Source organism: Radiobacillus deserti (genome assembly GCF_007301515.1).
In the GTDB taxonomy this organism is placed as follows: Bacteria; Bacillota; Bacilli; order Bacillales; family Amphibacillaceae; genus Radiobacillus; species Radiobacillus deserti.
The window spans coordinates 937354-954673 of sequence record NZ_CP041666.1 but is presented as its reverse complement, the minus strand read 5'-3'; the positions used below and the strand labels follow the sequence as shown (position 1 = coordinate 954673).

Annotated in this window: 13 protein-coding genes and 1 pseudogene; 2 read left to right on the top strand and 12 right to left on the bottom strand. The window is 39.6% G+C overall.

The features are described 5' to 3' along the window. Positions 1-7 precede the first annotated feature (7 nt). The 4 genes and pseudogenes from FN924_RS05110 to FN924_RS05095 form a co-directional block, all read right to left on the bottom strand. Positions 8-1669 carry a b(o/a)3-type cytochrome-c oxidase subunit 1 gene (locus FN924_RS05110; RefSeq protein WP_143892371.1) on the bottom strand — a complete coding sequence of 554 codons (1662 nt, stop codon included), beginning with the start codon at positions 1667-1669 and terminating at the stop codon, positions 8-10. Further along, entirely contained in the window at positions 1666-2139 is a 474-nt protein-coding gene (locus FN924_RS05105) for a cytochrome c oxidase subunit II (RefSeq protein WP_143892369.1), read from the bottom strand. The genes FN924_RS05110 and FN924_RS05105 overlap by 4 nt, the downstream gene beginning before the upstream one ends. Before the next feature lie 19 nt (positions 2140-2158). Then, the gene (locus tag FN924_RS05100) at positions 2159-2284 is read right to left on the bottom strand and encodes a cytochrome C oxidase subunit II (RefSeq protein WP_143892367.1); all 126 of its coding nucleotides are present in this window, start codon (positions 2282-2284) and stop codon (positions 2159-2161) included. Positions 2285-2449: 165 nt separating this feature from the next. Further along, positions 2450-3719 (bottom strand): annotated as a pseudogene (locus FN924_RS05095) (MDR family MFS transporter). Positions 3720-3819: 100 nt separating this feature from the next. Here FN924_RS05095 and FN924_RS05090 point away from each other — a divergent pair. Next, positions 3820-5541 (top strand): ABC transporter substrate-binding protein, encoded by a 1722-nt coding sequence (locus FN924_RS05090; RefSeq protein WP_143892365.1) that lies wholly within the window; start codon positions 3820-3822, stop codon positions 5539-5541. Positions 5542-5849: 308 nt separating this feature from the next. Here FN924_RS05090 and odhB read toward each other — a convergent pair whose 3' ends face one another. The 3 genes from odhB to FN924_RS05075 all read right to left on the bottom strand — a co-directional run bounded on the left by odhB (position 5850) and on the right by FN924_RS05075 (position 10840). Continuing rightward, on the bottom strand, positions 5850-7112 hold the full coding sequence (odhB, locus tag FN924_RS05085; protein ID WP_143892363.1) for a 2-oxoglutarate dehydrogenase complex dihydrolipoyllysine-residue succinyltransferase: 1263 nt from the start codon (positions 7110-7112) through the stop codon (positions 5850-5852). Beyond that, positions 7109-9958, bottom strand: a complete 2850-nt coding sequence (locus tag FN924_RS05080; protein ID WP_143892361.1) for a 2-oxoglutarate dehydrogenase E1 component — start codon at positions 9956-9958, stop codon at positions 7109-7111. The genes odhB and FN924_RS05080 overlap by 4 nt, the downstream gene beginning before the upstream one ends. Before the next feature lie 264 nt (positions 9959-10222). Then, the gene (locus FN924_RS05075) at positions 10223-10840 is read right to left on the bottom strand and encodes a DedA family protein (protein ID WP_143892359.1); all 618 of its coding nucleotides are present in this window, start codon (positions 10838-10840) and stop codon (positions 10223-10225) included. Between the two features lie 155 nt (positions 10841-10995). Between FN924_RS05075 and FN924_RS05070 the strand changes: the two genes are divergently transcribed. Then, positions 10996-11823, top strand: a complete 828-nt coding sequence (locus FN924_RS05070) for an undecaprenyl-diphosphate phosphatase (RefSeq protein ID WP_143892357.1) — start codon at positions 10996-10998, stop codon at positions 11821-11823. Between the two features lie 234 nt (positions 11824-12057). Here FN924_RS05070 and FN924_RS19240 read toward each other — a convergent pair whose 3' ends face one another. From FN924_RS19240 to trmL, 5 genes are all read right to left on the bottom strand, one after another. After that, positions 12058-12477: a hypothetical protein gene (locus tag FN924_RS19240; RefSeq protein WP_228409575.1), complete on the bottom strand. Its 420-nt coding sequence runs from the start codon at positions 12475-12477 to the stop codon at positions 12058-12060. A gap of 155 nt (positions 12478-12632) precedes the next feature. After that, positions 12633-13775 (bottom strand): copper resistance D family protein, encoded by a 1143-nt coding sequence (locus tag FN924_RS05060; RefSeq protein WP_143892355.1) that lies wholly within the window; start codon positions 13773-13775, stop codon positions 12633-12635. Positions 13776-13777: 2 nt separating this feature from the next. Then, the gene (locus tag FN924_RS05055) at positions 13778-14353 is read right to left on the bottom strand and encodes a copper resistance CopC family protein (protein WP_143892353.1); all 576 of its coding nucleotides are present in this window, start codon (positions 14351-14353) and stop codon (positions 13778-13780) included. 119 nt (positions 14354-14472) lie between these two features. Next, a complete protein-coding gene (locus FN924_RS05050; protein ID WP_143892351.1) occupies positions 14473-16368 on the bottom strand; it encodes a PrkA family serine protein kinase in 1896 nt (631 codons plus the stop codon). 368 nt (positions 16369-16736) lie between these two features. After that, positions 16737-17210, bottom strand: coding sequence for a tRNA (uridine(34)/cytosine(34)/5-carboxymethylaminomethyluridine(34)-2'-O)-methyltransferase TrmL (gene trmL, locus FN924_RS05045; RefSeq protein ID WP_143892349.1), 474 nt, complete (start codon positions 17208-17210; stop codon positions 16737-16739). Positions 17211-17320: the final 110 nt, after the last annotated feature.

Sequence of the window (17320 nt, the reverse complement as noted above, 5' to 3'; positions counted from 1 at the left end):
TCCTCTCCTACCATGTTTTAAATCCATTCGAACCTACTGGAGCATGATGCATCATATTAGAAAGCGGTACCGTATAGGCGATTGCAATTAGAATGAGTGCAACAGCTATCCAAATCCACCAATTTTCCAAGAATTTTGGCGTGTTTTCCACATCACTTTCCGCAATTGGAAACTCCACAAAGTCTTCTTCTTTGACGGCTTTCGGTGAAGCGACAAAAGAAACAAATACGATGTAAATGAGAATCATAGCGGAGAAAAATAGAATCGATCCACCAATGGCCATCGTGACATGGTTTGAAATAATACCATCAAACCACTTTAATGCTTCAGAATTCCCATTGTATCCGCTATACGCAGTGCGTCGAGGTGCTCCTAATAAACCAAGAATATGCTGAGCCGTGGACATTAAGAGCATTCCAATAGACCAAGAGAAAACTTGAATAAACGCTAGCTTCTGAATAGATTTTGTTAACTTTCTTCCTGTTAGGTACGGAATTAACCAAAACGTAACCCCCATAAAGGTCATGGCTACCGGTGTTCCAACCGTAATGTGGAAGTGTCCTACTACCCAAAGCGTGTTATGAATGACTTCATTGAGCTGGAAGCTAGCATTGATAATTCCACCTGCTCCTCCTGGAATAAAGAAGAACATCGCAATGAACAATGCTGTAAAACGGATATCCTTCCACGGAAGCCTTGTAAACCACCCGAACAAGCCTCTTCCACCCTTTTGTCTTCCGGTTATTTCAAAGGTTGCAAATAAGGAAAATGCAGTCATCAAAGATGGAATGATAACCATAAATGTTAATACCGTTTGCAGGAATTTCCAAAAGCTTTCGATTCCTGGCTCTGTTAGCTGATGGTGGAATCCTACAGGAATGGAGAACAGAATAAATAAGATAAAGGAAAGCCTCGCTAAGGAATCACTGAACACTTTTCCACCAATGATTTTGGGAACAATGACGTACCAAGCCATGTAAGCTGGTAAGAGCCAGAAGTACACTAATGGGTGGCCAAAATACCAGAATAAAGAACGACTTAACTCTACGTTGATCGTATCTACCCAACCGAATGCCCAAGGGATAAATTGGAACAGTACCGTTGCGACAACACCTAAACAAGCGATAATCCATAATATAATAGTTGCGATCGTCATATATGCGAACAACGGACTAAGCTGCTTTTTATGCTCCCTTTTCCAAATGATATAATGACCGACTAATGCAAACCCAATTATCCATGTTCCGACCACAAACAATGCTAATCCGATATAGTACCAACCGCTAGCTTGCAGTGGTGCATAGAACGTATATAGAACGGAGGCTTGACCAGATACGATCATAACTATAGCAAGCAACGTTCCTACTGTCATGACTCCGAAGCCTAGCCAGGAGACAAAACGAACCTTAGGACCAAATGATCCGAGCGTTTTGCTCATTCCGGTAATAAAAAAACCAAAGATAAAATACGTAGTAAAGACTAGTGCGAGCAGCACACCGTGCGCCGTTAAAATCTGATAGTAATCTAACCATGCTGGAAGATCTAGTGCATCATTGCGAATAAAAACCTGTAACAATCCACAAAAAGTCCCTACCAGGAATGCAAAGTAAGCAACTCCGATATGGCTTAATGCTAACACTCTATCCTGCTTTGCTATTTGTTGATTCATGACGGAACCACCTCAATTTCTGTACTCATATAATGGTGGCCTCCACCGCAATATTCATTACATAGAATCAAGTACTTTCCAGGCTTATCAAACTTAAAGGTTTTTGTGTTTACTCGGCCTGGGACGACCATCATGTTAACGGTCGTATCGACGATGGAGAAGCTATGCGTTACATCCTTACTCGTAACTTTAAATACAACCTTCTCTCCTGCTGGAACTTTAATGTCACCTGGATTAAAGCTAAATGCTTCTGCAATAACGACAACCTCGTAAGTTCCGTCTTCCAACTTTTTCACACCTGGTTCATCAAATGGAGCTGTATTCTCCACCTTCGTAGGATCGATGGTCTCCATCCCTCCGGATGGGTGATGATTAAACCCAAAAGCACTTACACCAACAATACTTAAAAATAAAATTAACGATATAATACCGAATAGTAACCAAATTTTTTCATACTTATGAAAGCCCATTCAAAATCCCCCCTTTTATTTATCTAGAAATATAAATTGCATAGGCACTTGACCACATTGCAATAATGACGAAGCCGATAACAAAGACACTGATTAACGTACCTTTTAGATTGTAATCATGACTGTTATTTTTTTGTTTCCCCATAACAAATCTCCCCCTTACGATTTCTGGAATAAGTTCATTCTAAAGGAGAGTGATGGAAATCACTGTGATAAAAGTCACAGATTGAAGGCAATTATGAAAGAGTTTATAAAACTGTCAAAAGTATACGAAAAAAAAGAAGCGATAAAATCGCTTCTTTCAAATTTTCTAAGCTCTCACTACTTTCTTACGAGTAGCAGAACTTCCTAGCCCACTTTTTTGAAGTGCTATCCGACAAAATATAATTCCTAATATCGTAAAGACCATATACAAACCAGCCATGCTTAATCCGCCAATAGCCTCACCAAGTATGATACAAATAGCACCGATCATCTTTCCAATCTGGAAAACAAAGCCACTAAAGGCCATGTATGCTCCTCTTTGGGAATCATCAATGATGTCCGCCAGGAGGGATTGTCTCGTTGGCACATATAGTAATTCTCCCAATGATAAAATTAATAGATGCCAGGACTAGTATTACCAAGTTGTTGGAGAATGCCATAATGGCAAAGCCTAACCCAAACAGCACAAAGCCCGCGTACATGATCGGTTGCTCCGATTTACCTTGCACCCATTTGGAAATAACAGCTGTAAACAACACAATCATTAAGGTGTTTACGACTGTGAGAAGACTTGCTAGCTTAATCCCATCTACCGAAAACGAAAATGAATGGAAGAAATCAAATACTCTCGGTATAAACTCCTGTTCTAAACGGACAGAGACGTAGTTACTACGTTGAAATTCTAGTGATAGAATCGCAATACCGCCCAGTGTGAACAAAATAAATGGAAAATCCTTTATGACAGTTTGATAGCTTTTAAATAATGGTATAAGGCCGTACTCTTTTTTCTCAATGGAATCTTTTGCTTGCAATGTTTCTTCGATTAACTTTACGGTTATCCATAGCGTTAAGCTATTCATTAAAACGAGAGCAATTAGCAGCTCAAAGAAATGGGTTTCAAAAAACCAACCTCCTACGATAAGCCCAACCATCATCGACAAGTTATTCGCCCAATAGCTTACAGAGTACATGAAAGCACGTGTTTCTTTCGTACTCACATCGATTAACATGGCGTCTGCTGCTGGATTAATAAAGCCTGAAGCAACACTGATGATTAACATCATGACATACGTTGCAATCGCTGATGTCATGAATGGCGAATTTACAAGAAGCATTCCAAAGAAAGCGATAAGCTTCATGGATTCCCCGATTACCATTAATTTTTTTCGTCCTAGCAAATCGGCAAGGAACCCACCATATAAGCCGGCTAGGAATTGAACGATAACGTTGATTAAAAGCAAAATACCAGCTACAGTAGCGTTTATTTCTTTCGTGAAATAAATCGCCATAAACGGAAAAATCATGGATCCAATGATCCTGCTTAAAAAAGAAGTATAAATACGCACTCTAATATTTGGATGTAATTGTTTAAACATAACGATTTCCCCCTTTCGACTTTTATTTTGCCTCTTTCAAAAGGGGATAAAAAGGGTATAATTAAATTAATTATGTCCCCTTTTATGGAGAGTGAACCTAATGGATTTATCTTATTTTGCCATGCGAGCTCATCTACTAATACGTGAACAAGACTTAGCTGTATCTTTCAAGCTAGAAGAGCTTGAAGAAGTCTGGTTTTGTACAAAACGAAATGTAAAACGAAAGCTTCACCAGCTCGTGGAGCAAGGTAAATGTACCTATATACCTGGGAAAGGAAGAGGCAATACTTCTACCCTAGTATTTCAGCAGCCGTTTCGAGAAGAAATTCGAACATTTGCTAGGTGGTGTATGGAACAGCAAAAGCCTGAAGAGTTAATTCAGCTTCTTCAACTCCCAATTCCAAAAGCGTGGGTTACAAACGTATCTCGAGATGTAAGGACCCTTTTTGGTATGCAAGCGAACCATCAGGATAAAGATATATTGCGAACAATTTTGGCTAGAGATTTAAGTACATTGGATCCTGTTCATAGCTCGATAACATTTGAGAATCATATGATTAAACAGCTTGGGGATTCTCTTGTCATCTATGATCAAAAGCAAGATAAGATTATGCCACATTTAGCCCATCATTGGAGAGTCAATGATACTTATAAGGAGTGGACCTTTTATCTTCGAAAGGGGGTTCGGTTTCATCATCAAGGAATTATGACAAGTGAGGATGTAGCCTATACATTCCGTCGATTTACGAAAAGCTCTCCTTACTTTTGGATGGTAAAGGATATTAAAAAAATGGAGTGTGTGAGTCCGTATATTATACGGTTTCAGTTGAGAAATTCCAATCCATTTTTCTTACGATATCTATCATCCTCAAATTTATCTATTCTGCCAAAGGATGTTCCATTTGATGATTCACAATGGATCGGTACTGGTGCCTTTCAGTTAAAAGAACGAAATAATAAGCGAATTGTATTAGAGGCCTTCGACTCTTATTTTCTAGAGAGACCTTTTTTAGACCGAGTAGAGTTTTGGAAAATACCTTCCGAAACTGCACAAACTGTCTCCTACAACATACATACAAGTGACGACATTCAAGAAGGGATTCATAAACGAGAAGTGGAAGTAGGCTTCCGGTTTCTAGCTTTTAATTTTCGCAAGACTACGGTCGTTCACCACCTAGCCTTTCGGGAAGCACTCTTTCATTTAATGGATGTACAACAAATTCAAAAGGAATTAGGTCGGGAAGAGGTTTTAGAAGCGAGTAGCTTTTTCCCTTGGAAATCCCAACCACGCCAAAGGGATACTAATAAAATTGAAGGTCTACTCAAGGAAGCTAATTACCAAGGGGAAACGCTTCAACTTTATTCCTTAGATTTTCCGAATGCCAAAGAAGAAGCAAGATGGCTACAAAAGCATGCAGCACAGTATGGCATTCATTTGTCTGTCTCCCATTTTAATCTGGAAGACTTTTATCAATTTTCGTTTGATCAGGATGCGGACCTTCTACTAATGGGGGAAGTTTCTACCCTCGACTTTCATTTATCGTTCTTAGGAGCATTCTACAATCATGTACTCATTTTTCGGCGCTTTTTCCGTGATGATCAGCTAGCAATCATTGATCATCACTTGGAATGCTTCAAAAGAGAAGAAGATAAGGACAAACGTGAGGAAATCATCGAGGAAATTGAAGCATTCATCAAGAAGGAACACTTATTAATCTTCTTACAACACCCAATCAAAAACCGAATCTTCCACCCAATGATTCAAAGCATACATTTAGAATCATTCGGACAAGTGGATTTTAAGAGGCTGTGGATTGTCTAGTCAACGCCTTTAAAGAAGTAGTAGATAAGAATATATTGATGATTAGTACGCTAAATGCGCTCGAATAATAAAGCTGCTTTTAATGAATCCATGCTTTGATTGTAGCGGAGGGTAGTTGACTCCAGCGGGAACCGCACGAGTCTGAAGGCCCCGCAGAAAAGCGCTTTTTGCTTTTTGAGGAGACTGAAGCCGTGCCCGCGGAAAGCAACTACCCGCAGCGGAAATCAACCTTGCCTATGAGTTTCTATATTTAATAGCAACAATAAATGAGCACACCCAACTGGGTGTGCTCATTTAGTATCTAATGATTATCCTTCTAGTAAAAGATCGTATGGATCTTCAAGAAGTTGTTTAATACGAACTAAGAATTGTACTGCTTCTTTTCCATCGACAATTCGGTGGTCATAAGACAATGCAATATACATCATTGGACGTACTTCAATGCTATCATCTGGCATTACCACTGGACGTTTTTGGATGGAGTGCATCCCTAAGATACCTACTTGTGGTGCATTGATGATAGGTGTTGATAATAGAGATCCGAAGATTCCTCCATTGGTAATCGTGAAGGATCCACCTTGTAAGTCACCAAGTTGAAGCTCTTTATTACGAGCCTTCTTCCCTAACGTTGCAATCTCTCTTTCAATACCAGCAAAGTCTAAACGATCAGCATCACGAACGACTGGAACTACTAGTCCATCATCTGTAGATACCGCAATACCAATATCGTAGAATTTCTTAATCACAAGCTCATTACCTTGAATTTCCGCATTGATTAATGGGAAATCTTTAAGTGCAGCTACAACTGCTTTTGTAAAGAAGGACATAAAGCCTAGTTTTATATCGTGTTTCTCTACAAACTTATCTTTACGTTCTGCTCTTAGTTTCATAACGGAAGTCATGTCTACTTCATTGAACGTAGTAAGCATTGCAGCGTTGTGTTGTGCTTCCACCAAACGGTTGGCAATCGTCTGACGGCGACGAGACATTTTCACGCGTTCCACTGGTTTATCAAATTCTGTTTTCTCAGCAGATTGTGCTTCTTGTTTTTTCGGTTGTTCCTTCGGCTGGCTGTTACCACTAGCTGCAGCGTCAACATCTTCTGGACGGATACGACCAAGTGGATCTTTGGCTTGAACCGTGCTCAAATCAATACCTAGTTCCCTTGCACGCTTACGCGCTGCTGGAGAGGCTACAACTTCTCTTTTATCAGAGGAAGCTGTGTCTTCCGTAATTTGTTTAGAAGTTTCAGATGCTTTTGGTTCTTCTTTTACTTCTGGTTTGCTAGCTTCTTGTGGTTCTTCTGTGCTACTTTCTGCAGCTCCACCAGCTTCTCCATTTTCATCTACTTTTGCAATGATATCCCCAACTTCAACGTCGTCCCCTTCTTCTTTTAGAAGCTCCGCAACAACACCAGAGTAGTCAGAATTAACTTCAATATTGACCTTATCAGTCTCTAGCTCTAACACCGGATCGCCTTTCTCGACTTTATCACCTTTTTTTACTAACCATTGAGATATCGTACCTTCTGTAATAGATTCTGCTAACTCTGGGACCTTAATTTCCTTCACTTGGAATCTCCTCCTTTAGACAGCTCTATAGCTTCTTTAACAATCCGATTTTGTTCTGTTTTGTGAATATTAGGATCTCCAACTGCAGGAGCGGAACGTTCACAACGACCGACATACTTCAGTTCTTTTTCCCCATTTAGTAGTTGGAATAACGGTTCTTTCACAAAATTCCAGCTACCCATATTCCTAGGCTCTTCTTGAACCCAAACAACTTCTTCTACATTCGGTAGGCCTTTTAACGTTTTTTCAATTTCTCCTAGTGGGAACGGATAAATTTGCTCTACACGTACCACATGAATATCCTCATATTTCTTATCGGATTTTTCCATGGCCTCTTGAATATCCACCATGATTTTACCACTACCGATTACAAGACGTTTCGCTTTTTTCGTCGTCTTCGGTAGTCCCGGTTGTGTCATTAATGATTGGAATCGACCTTCACTAAACTCTTTCGCTTCTGATGCAACAAGCGGATTTCGAAGCAAGCTTTTAGGTGACATCACTACAAGTGGTCTTGCAGAATCACTATCTACTAACGAAGCTTGGCGACGGATCAAGTGGAAATATTGTGCACTAGATGTCACATTCGCAACAATCAAGTTATTTTCCGCAGCAAGTGTCAAGAAACGTTCTAAGCGAGCACTAGAGTGCTCTGGACCTTGCCCCTCATACCCATGTGGTAGAAGAAGTACCATGTTTGACTTTTCGCCCCATTTCGCTCGACCAGCTGCGATAAATTGGTCAATCAATACTTGGCCAGCATTGACGAAATCACCAAATTGACCTTCCCATAATACGAGTGTTTTCGGTGCCTGAACACTGTATCCATACTCGAATCCAAGAACTGCAGCCTCCGATAATGGACTGTTATTAATATCAAACGTTGCGTTTGCATCCTCTATTCCATGCATAGGACAGTATTTTTCACCAGTTTCCACATCATGGAGAACGAGGTGACGGTGCGCGAATGTTCCTCGCTCTGTATCCTGTCCTGTTAGTCGAATTGGAATGCCTTCTTTTAAGATAGAAGCATAAGCTAGAGCCTCTCCAGCTCCCCAATCCGCTTTATTCCCGTCATCTAATACTTTTGCGCGACGTTCTAAGATTTTTTCTACTTTCTTAAAGCCATTAAATCCTTCTGGACGCTTTAATAGGTCTCGATTTAGCTTTCGTAACGTTTCTAATGGGACTGCTGTTTCAATCTCATCCAAATCTATCATTAAGGCTTCCGGTACTGGTTCAGCCTCTGGATCTACTGGACGATCTTCCTTCATATCGTTATAAATATCTTTCAACTTCTTCTCTACAGCTTGCTTCATGTCCTCAAGCGTATTTTCTTGAATCGTACCTTCTTTTTGAAGCTTTTCTGCATAGATAGAAGTTACCGTAGCATGATTATCAATATCCTTATATAAGTGCGGTTGTGTCGAACGTGGTTCATCCATTTCGTTATGACCATATCGACGATATCCAACTAAGTCGATTAAGATATCCTTGTTAAATTCTTTCCGGTATTGATATGCTAGTTGAACCGCCGCGATACAAGCTTCTGGGTCATCCGCGTTCACGTGAATAATTGGAATTTCAAACCCTTTTGCAAGGTCACTTGCATAACGAGTCGATCTTCCTTGCTCTTGGCCAGTTGTAAAACCAACTAAGTTATTCGCAATTAAGTGAATGGTTCCACCTGTTTGGTAGGCTGGTAGACTACTTAAATTCAAAGTTTCGGCTACAACGCCTTCTCCAATAAATGCGGCATCCCCATGAATGAGTATGCTAATTGCCTTATTCTTGTTTTGAACCGGTGCTCCCGCTTGGAATCTGAAGTCTTGTGCCGCTCTTGTAGAACCCTCTACGACAGGATTTACAAACTCGAGGTGGGATGGATTGTGAGCAAGTGTAATACGTGTTGGAGATGGTTTTTCAGCTCCAGCTTGTCGCTCTGCCCCAAAGTGATACTTTACGTCACCCGTCCAACCGTACGTGATTCCTCTAGACCCTGGAGAAGGAATTAATTCCTTATCTGCTGAGTGGAATTCGGAAAAAATCTTATCAAATGGTTTTCCTAAAATATGGGCAAGTACGCTTAAACGACCTCTATGTGCCATACCCATTAAAATTTCTTCTGTTTCATCGTAAAAAGAATTCTGCACAATTTTGTCCAGCATCGGAACCATAGCTTCTAGTCCCTCAATGGAAAAGCGTTTTTGTGCAACGAACGTTTTGGCTAAGAAATTTTCAAACCCTTCTACGTCCACAATTTGTTGTAACAAGCCTTTTTTGTCTTCCTCCGAAAGTGTTAAATGGAAGGAGCCAAAATCGATGTGATCTTGCAACCATTTTCGTTCTTCGTCATTGTTCACATGATCATATTCAAAGGAAATCGTACCTGCATAGGCATGTCTTAATGTAGAAACAACATCCCAAGCCGTTCTCACGGAAGACAAATGATGGTCCCATACCCAATTGGCAGGAATCGCTTCCAAATCTGCTTTCGTTAGGCCATATGTTTCTTCATGGACGAGCTCGGACTTACGATTTTTATCTTTTCCAACTGGATAAATATCCGCTTCCAAATGACCATAACGACGAATAGCCTCCACAAGTTTGATTGCCGAGGTTACCTTTTTCATATCCTGATCATTTCGTTGTGTTGGAACAGATTGTACTTCTTGTCCGGAATTGCTGAGCCATACAGGTTCTCCGTATTGATCAAAAATCTCTTTTAAAGATGAATCAACAGCTTCAGGATTTTCTCTGTATAGATCATATTGTTCTTCTACATACCCCATGTTTGGACCATGAAAATTTCCCCAGAATCTTTCACTAGATTCTTTCTGTGTCACGTCTTATACCCCCATTAGAAGTTCGCTTTCTCCAACATTCATTATTATAGAACTGTCCTATTACTACATCAACTAATATACCTTATTTCCAAACGGTAAACAACAAGAAATGGTTCTTCTTTTAAAGGAAAATTCCTACTATTTGAAAAGGGGGGAGTTCTATAAGAATGAGATGCTGTTGCTGAATGTATTTTCATACTAACTGTTATCTATTCAAAAGTACTCTACCCTCGTTACCAAACTGTTAACCTTGTTTCCTCAATTTTATGAGTTTTTCCGCTTTTTCACTAATTTGCGATACCAAACGAATGCCAAAATAATGATGATGCCTAATAGTACATATATAAAGTTGGAATAAACATCCATATATCCGACGATTGTTGGCCATGCAGCGCCTAAGTTTACCCCTATATAAATAAGAATTGTATTCCAGACAAGTGTTCCGATGGACGTAAATAATAAAAATAAAGAAAATGGCATACCGGACATCCCAGCAGGAATAGAAATAAGACTACGTATAAGTGGAACTACTCGGCAAAACAGTACTGTCCAAATTCCATATCGGTCAAACCAAGCATCTGCCTTTCTTACATCTTCTTTTCTCAGACGAAAGATATGTCCCCATCTTTCTACAATTCTTGCTAAACGTTCTACGTTTAATGCAGAACCAATCCAATACAATAGGACGGCACCGACAATAGAACCCAATGACGCTGTGGCAATCATTATAATGGGTGATAAATCCGTCTTCGTTGTCATAAAGCCACTAAAAGGAAGTACAACCTCAGAAGGAATTGGCGGAAACACATTCTCCAATACCATGGTTAAAAATACACCAAGATAACCGTATTCTGTAATAACATTTGTAACCCAAGCTTCCAAATAAGTCCCTCATCTCTCTTAGTACATATTTTCCTCCATATTATACCTTTTCCGAAATGAAGAGGATATAAAATAGGTATAGTTATTTCAAAAGAAAAATAGTACAATTCTTCTTGTGGATTTCACAATCAAATAAAAAGGAGAAACCTTTAAATATGTGGGAATTATTTGTTGCCTTAGTATTAGGTATTGTCGAAGGATTAACGGAGTTTGCCCCCGTCTCTTCTACTGGGCATATGATTATTTTTGATGATATTTTATTTCAATCGAACGAGCTTTATAGCCAAGAAGTAGCGAATACGTTTAAAGTCGTGATTCAACTAGGTTCCATCTTAGCGGTCGTGTTTATTTTCAAAGATAAATTCATTAACATGCTTGGCTTGGAACGATTTTTCTTAAAAACAAAACAACCTGGAACAACTCGCCTATCTTTAATCCAGCTTTTCGTTGGGATATTACCTGCAGGAATCCTTGGTGTTCTGTTTGAAGATTTTATTGACGAGCATCTTTTTTCGGTAGAAACGGTTTTGATCGGTTTAGTAGTAGGTGCTGTTCTTATGATTGCAGCCGATTACTTTCGTCCCAAGAACCCTCAAGTTGAAGCGGTAGAAAACATTTCACTAAAGCAAGCTTTTCTAATGGGGCTCTTTCAATGTTTAGCTTTATGGCCAGGCTTCTCACGGTCTGGATCCACCATCTCAGGTGGTGTGCTCGTTGGGTTAAATCATAGAGCTGCCTCGGATTTCACGTTTATAATGGCCGTCCCAATTATGCTTGGAGCAAGCGGACTTTCCCTTTATAAAAACTGGCAGTACTTTAGCATGGATGTTGTTCCATTCTTCCTTGTTGGCTTTATTAGTGCGTTTATCTTTGCATTGTTAGCCATACGCTTTTTCTTAAAGCTAATAAACAAAGTAAAACTCGTACCGTTTGCTATTTACAGAATTGTATTGGCGATTATTATTTGGATTATTATTATGTGAAGTAAAAGGGGCTGGGACAAAACGAATTGGATAAGCCGAAAAGCCGAACAACAGCCTATACTAGCCACGAAAATATACGTAAAGGCATCGGTGAGACCCCACCGTGCGTCAGCACAGGAGGCTCACCAGCCGCCCGCGGAAAGCGTCGTATATTTCCGGAGCGGGGTATAGGCACTATTTATAATTGTTCGTTTTTTTCATTGCTTCCAATATTTTGTCTCAACCTCTTTTGTATTACACACAAGTAAAGGAATCAATTCGATTCAAATCTATGCCAAAATACATCCATCTAAAGCCGTTCCAACGATAGCCTGCAACCGAGGTACGACCAACGAAGGTTGGGTAAAACCAAAACTGTTGAAATCTATCTAGCCAAACATACGTGAAACGGAATAAACATCCACGTATTCCGCCTGGGTCTACCGCAAAGGTCCCAATCTGTTGTGTTTGTTGAGGTACAAAAGATGGTGGTGGTTCGGAAGGCGGTCCCGCTTGTGGAGATTGGCCAGGTTCAATTGGTGGTGGAGAACTCGGTGGTCCGAACGCGCTTCCACCTCCTTGGTTTGGAAACCAAGGAAAAAAGAATCTTTTATCCGTTTCTAGTTGTGAATAAGGTTGACTGCTCTCGCAACAAGAACGATTCCAATCATACATACTACAGCACTCCCCTTTTATTTTACTCCCCACATCCTATGTAATAGGCAAATGCATATCAACTTGTACCTAGGAAAATAGACGTTTACCTAAGCGACGGTATCACAGAGTAAAACCAAAAAAAGTAGTATCCTTTTGGAGACTACTTTTAGATCTTATGCGTTTAGACCAGTCATTAATGCTACATAAGTGGTTAAGACAAATAAAATCCCGAGAAGAAGAGACAAGGTTGGCTTTACTTCTTTTCTAGCTAGTATAATCATAGAGACTGCGGAAACGACAGCTAGTCCAAACAATACATATTGAACTAAGGATAATTGCAAGCTTACTAAAACAGGTGTTTGTATAGCCTGAGTATGAAATAAGTTAAATAATGGGGAAGCACCAGATGTCTCAATCAAATTGTCCACTTGATGTGGTGGATAATCATTCCCCATGTATGCAGTCGCCACTAATACAAACAGGATGAACACACTCTCTGCTCGTAACCACTTAATCGGATTATATGATGCTGCCTTAACCCGTTTCTTAATAATAAACGAATTAATAAATGCAAAAACGAGAAGTGGTATAAATAATAGATGCTTGATTAGAAGAGCTTGTCCGTAATTAATGACTAAGCTATTCCTATATTCATCATACCATGGTGCATCTGCATTCTCATAAGAGTTAATATCTATCTTCATCGTAAAAAACCCCGCTACGATAAGGACAACTAAACACGTTATAGCTAATGGTGTGAACCAACGAACAAAATTATTCCACTGATCTCCTGTCGTTGTTCGACTAAACCAGGCAACAACACCTACTACTCCAGTCCAGACAACAACACCTAAAAAGTGAAAGGAATGTGCAAAGAATCCACTCCAATTCGTTATGGACGAAGCGTGTCCTGCGTATCCAGTAGTGAACACTAATAGAACGGTTAATCCAATAGCTAGAACCGTTCCTGTCTTATTCTTTGTCACATCAACTGTCAAAAACAATACAAGTAACACGACCGTAAGAATTAGCGTGAATGTCCATGCTTTTCCTACTTCAAAGGAAGACAAAATATTAGTAAACACTGGCATAAATCCGATTCCATTACCAAGAATAAATGTCGTTTCCAATATAGGAAATAATGACAAAACCGGAATAAGCAAAGCACTACCAGTTAATAAAAATTTGGATGTTAATATGGTAGGTTTACTCGTATTAGGTACGACTTGTACAATCAAACTTCCCATTAAAATAGCGAAGTTTACATATAGAAATACTTCCGTAAAAATGACCACACTATTCATAATGGATTCCACAGCTATCTTCCCTTCGACTTTCTTCTACTAACACCGAGTATAACAATTAATGCGATTACAACAACTGCGATTACGACAATCGCTACCCAGTTTGTAGAATTCTCTTCAGAATTATCTGTAGTAGATGCCTCCTCTGGATCAGTTTCAGAAGATTGCTCTGAAGTATCCTCCGTTTTTGTATCATCCTCTATCGTTTCATCTTCTGGTTCTTCCGCTTCCTGTTCATTCGTTTCTACTGCAACGGAAAAGGTATAGGAACCTTCAATCGGATGCCCATCCGCTCCAATCACATCATATTCCACCGTATAATCGGCATTCGGTACAGGCGGATCAAATGTACCAGTTAATACACTATCTTGAATGTTCACTTCTAATGGAGTAAGCTCTTGACCATCTCCACTTACTAGGGTAAACGTGCTTCCTTCTTCTACTTTCGTATTAAATGTAAGCGAAATCTGTGATAGCTCTTCCTGCATCGTAGCCCCTTCCGCTGGGTTTGATTCTATTAAAACAGAATGAGCTTGTACCGTTGGGGCAAATAATAAAAGCAAGGCAAGCACTGTCCATATCTTTTTCAACTATAACCACTCCTTCAACTTGTATAAACTACCACACATTATAGGCGGATGCGTACAGGAATACAATGGATAGTTTGTGAACATGAGAAACCTCCTGACTCAAGCCAGGAGGTTTTAAGCTAGCGATTTAGTAAACTACCAACATAGCGAAGCAACTCATTAGCGGATGTAGAGTTATATCCATACTCATCAATCAAAGTTGCAACCACTTCATTCATCTTCTTCAATTGTTGTTCATCCGGTGTTTTTGTAGATGTCGTAATCTTAACAACATCTTTAAGATCTGCAAACAATTTCTTTTGAATCGCTTCCCTCAATCGTTCATGAGATTGGTAGTCAAACTTTTTCCCTTTCCGTGCATATGCTGAAATTCGGATTAAAATTTCTTCGCGAAATGCTTTTTTTGCATTCTCAGAAATGCCGATTTGCTCTTCAATCGAACGCATAAGCTTTTCATCTGGATGCATTTCTTCCCCAGTTAATGGATCCGTCAGCTTAGCCTTGTTACAAAACGCTTCTACATTGTCCAAGTAATTATCCATCAATGTTTTCGCAGATTCTTCATACGAGTAAACAAATGCTTTTTGAACTTCTTTTTTTGCGATTTCATCGTATTCCTTTCTAGCAATAGAAATAAAATCCAAATACTTATCTTTTTCTTCTTTGGAAATCGAAGCATGACTATCTAAGCCGTCTTTTAGAGAACGGAGAACATCTAAGGCGTTAATCGATTCCATATCTCGTTTAATAATGGTGGAGGAAATTCGATTGATCACATACCGCGGGTCAATTCCTGACATTCCTTCGTCGGAAAACTCCTTTTTCATTTCCTGTAAATCAGCATCACTAAAGCCTTCTACATTTTGACCGTCATACAAGTACATCTTCTTTAACAGGCTAATATTTGCTTTATCGGATTCCTTTAAGCGAGTAAGAACGGTAAACATCGCAGCCACTCTTAGGGTATGTGGAGCAATGTGAACATGACTGATATCACTTTCTTTTATCATTTTTTCGTAGATTCGCTCTTCTTGACTGATTTTCAAGTTGTAAGGTACCGGCATGACAATCATCCGGGAATGGAGGGCTTCGTTTTTTTTGTTGGAAATGAATGAACGATATTCAGTTTCATTCGTGTGGGCTACAACTAATTCATCGGCAGATATTAAGGCAAATCTTCCTGCTTTAAAATTCCCTTCTTGGGTTAAAGACAGTAAGTGCCAGAGGAATTTTTCATCACATTTTAGCATTTCTTGGAATTCCATGATTCCTCGATTCGCTTTATTTAACTCCCCATCGAATCGATAAGCGCGTGGATCAGATTCAGATCCATATTCCGCGATTGTGGAAAAATCAATGGAACCAGTAAGATCGGCAATATCCTGAGATTTCGGATCAGAAGGACTAAATGTTCCAATTCCCTTCCGTTTATCCTCGGAGAAAAAAATCCGTTCGACCCGAACATCCTCGATTTTCCCACCGTATTCCTCTTCTAATCTCAATTGGTTTAACGGAGATAAATTCCCTTCAATTCGGATTCCGAATTCCTCTTCAAAGTCTTTCCGCAAATTTTGTGGAATAAGGTGGAGGGGATCCTCGGCCATGGGACAGCCTTTAATGGCATAGACCGCACCTTCATCCGTATATGTGAATTCTTCAAGGCCTCGCTTTAACAGGGAAACCAGCGTGGATTTCCCACCACTAACGGGTCCCATTAATAGTAAAATCCGCTTTCGAACGTCCAACCTTCGTGCTGCTGGGTGGAAATATTCTTCTACTAATTTTTCCAAAGCATCCTCGAGACCAAACAACTCATCCCCGAAAAATTTATATGTCTTCTTCCCATCTACTTCTTCAATTCCTTTTTGCTTGATCATATTATATACACGCGAATGAGCAGTTTGAGCCAAATACGGCTTCTCCTTCAATAGCTCGAGGTAATCCACCAACGTTCCTTCCCACTGAAGCTTTTCCTGTTCCTCACGTACACCCTGTACTTTTTTCAGAATATCCAATAGGGATACCTCCTATAAAATGTCTTTCAAGCTTTAGGAATGCTATTGTTTATTCCTGCAGTCCTATAAAGTAATTAACGATAAGTAGTATAATCTATGTCAAAACTAGCGGAATGATGAATAAACCATCAGAATGAGTTCACAAAAATGAGTGAATTCGGTATAATGGGCATAGACATTATTACATACTAACGTTATGTAAGGTACGATCGTAAAGGAGGATGCACCCATGACAATCGGAATTGCATTAATTCTTGGTGTAAGTGCTGTATTTTTAATCTCTATTTTTTCAGCAGGTTATGATACAAAGGATATTCCAAAAAAATAAGGAATTAAAAAACGTCAGCAAATTGGTTGCTGACGTTTTTCTATTTAAGTCCAGGAAAGCCTTGTTGTCTTAAAACCTCATAAATGAGGATTGCCGCTGTATTCGAAAGATTTAGAGAACGAACTTTATCATTCATATGAATGCGTAAGCAACGATCTTCTTTTCCTTCCAACAGGTCATGCGGAATTCCATTCGTCTCCCTACCAAAAACGAAGAAAAGCTCTTGATCTGTTGGACTGAAATCAAAATCCGTATAAGCTTTCGTACCAAAGTTCTCGATATAATAAAACTCTCCGGTAGGATTCTTTTCATATAGTTCATCGATGGAGTCATAGTAATGAATCGTCACATCTTTCCAATAGTCGAGCCCCGCTCTTCTTAACATCTTATCATCCGTTGAAAAGCCTAGTGGACGAATGAGATGTAGGGAAGTACCCGTCGCTAAACAAGTTCGTGCTATATTCCCCGTATTCGCTGGGATTTCTGGTTGAAATAATACGATATGATTTGCCACATGTTTCACCTCTAGCCAATAGTTAACCTGATAAGTATAGCATACCTATTCATGATTCGTGTATTCGATGGCTTAAGCTAAGTAGTTGATCACTTGGACAGAATATCAGC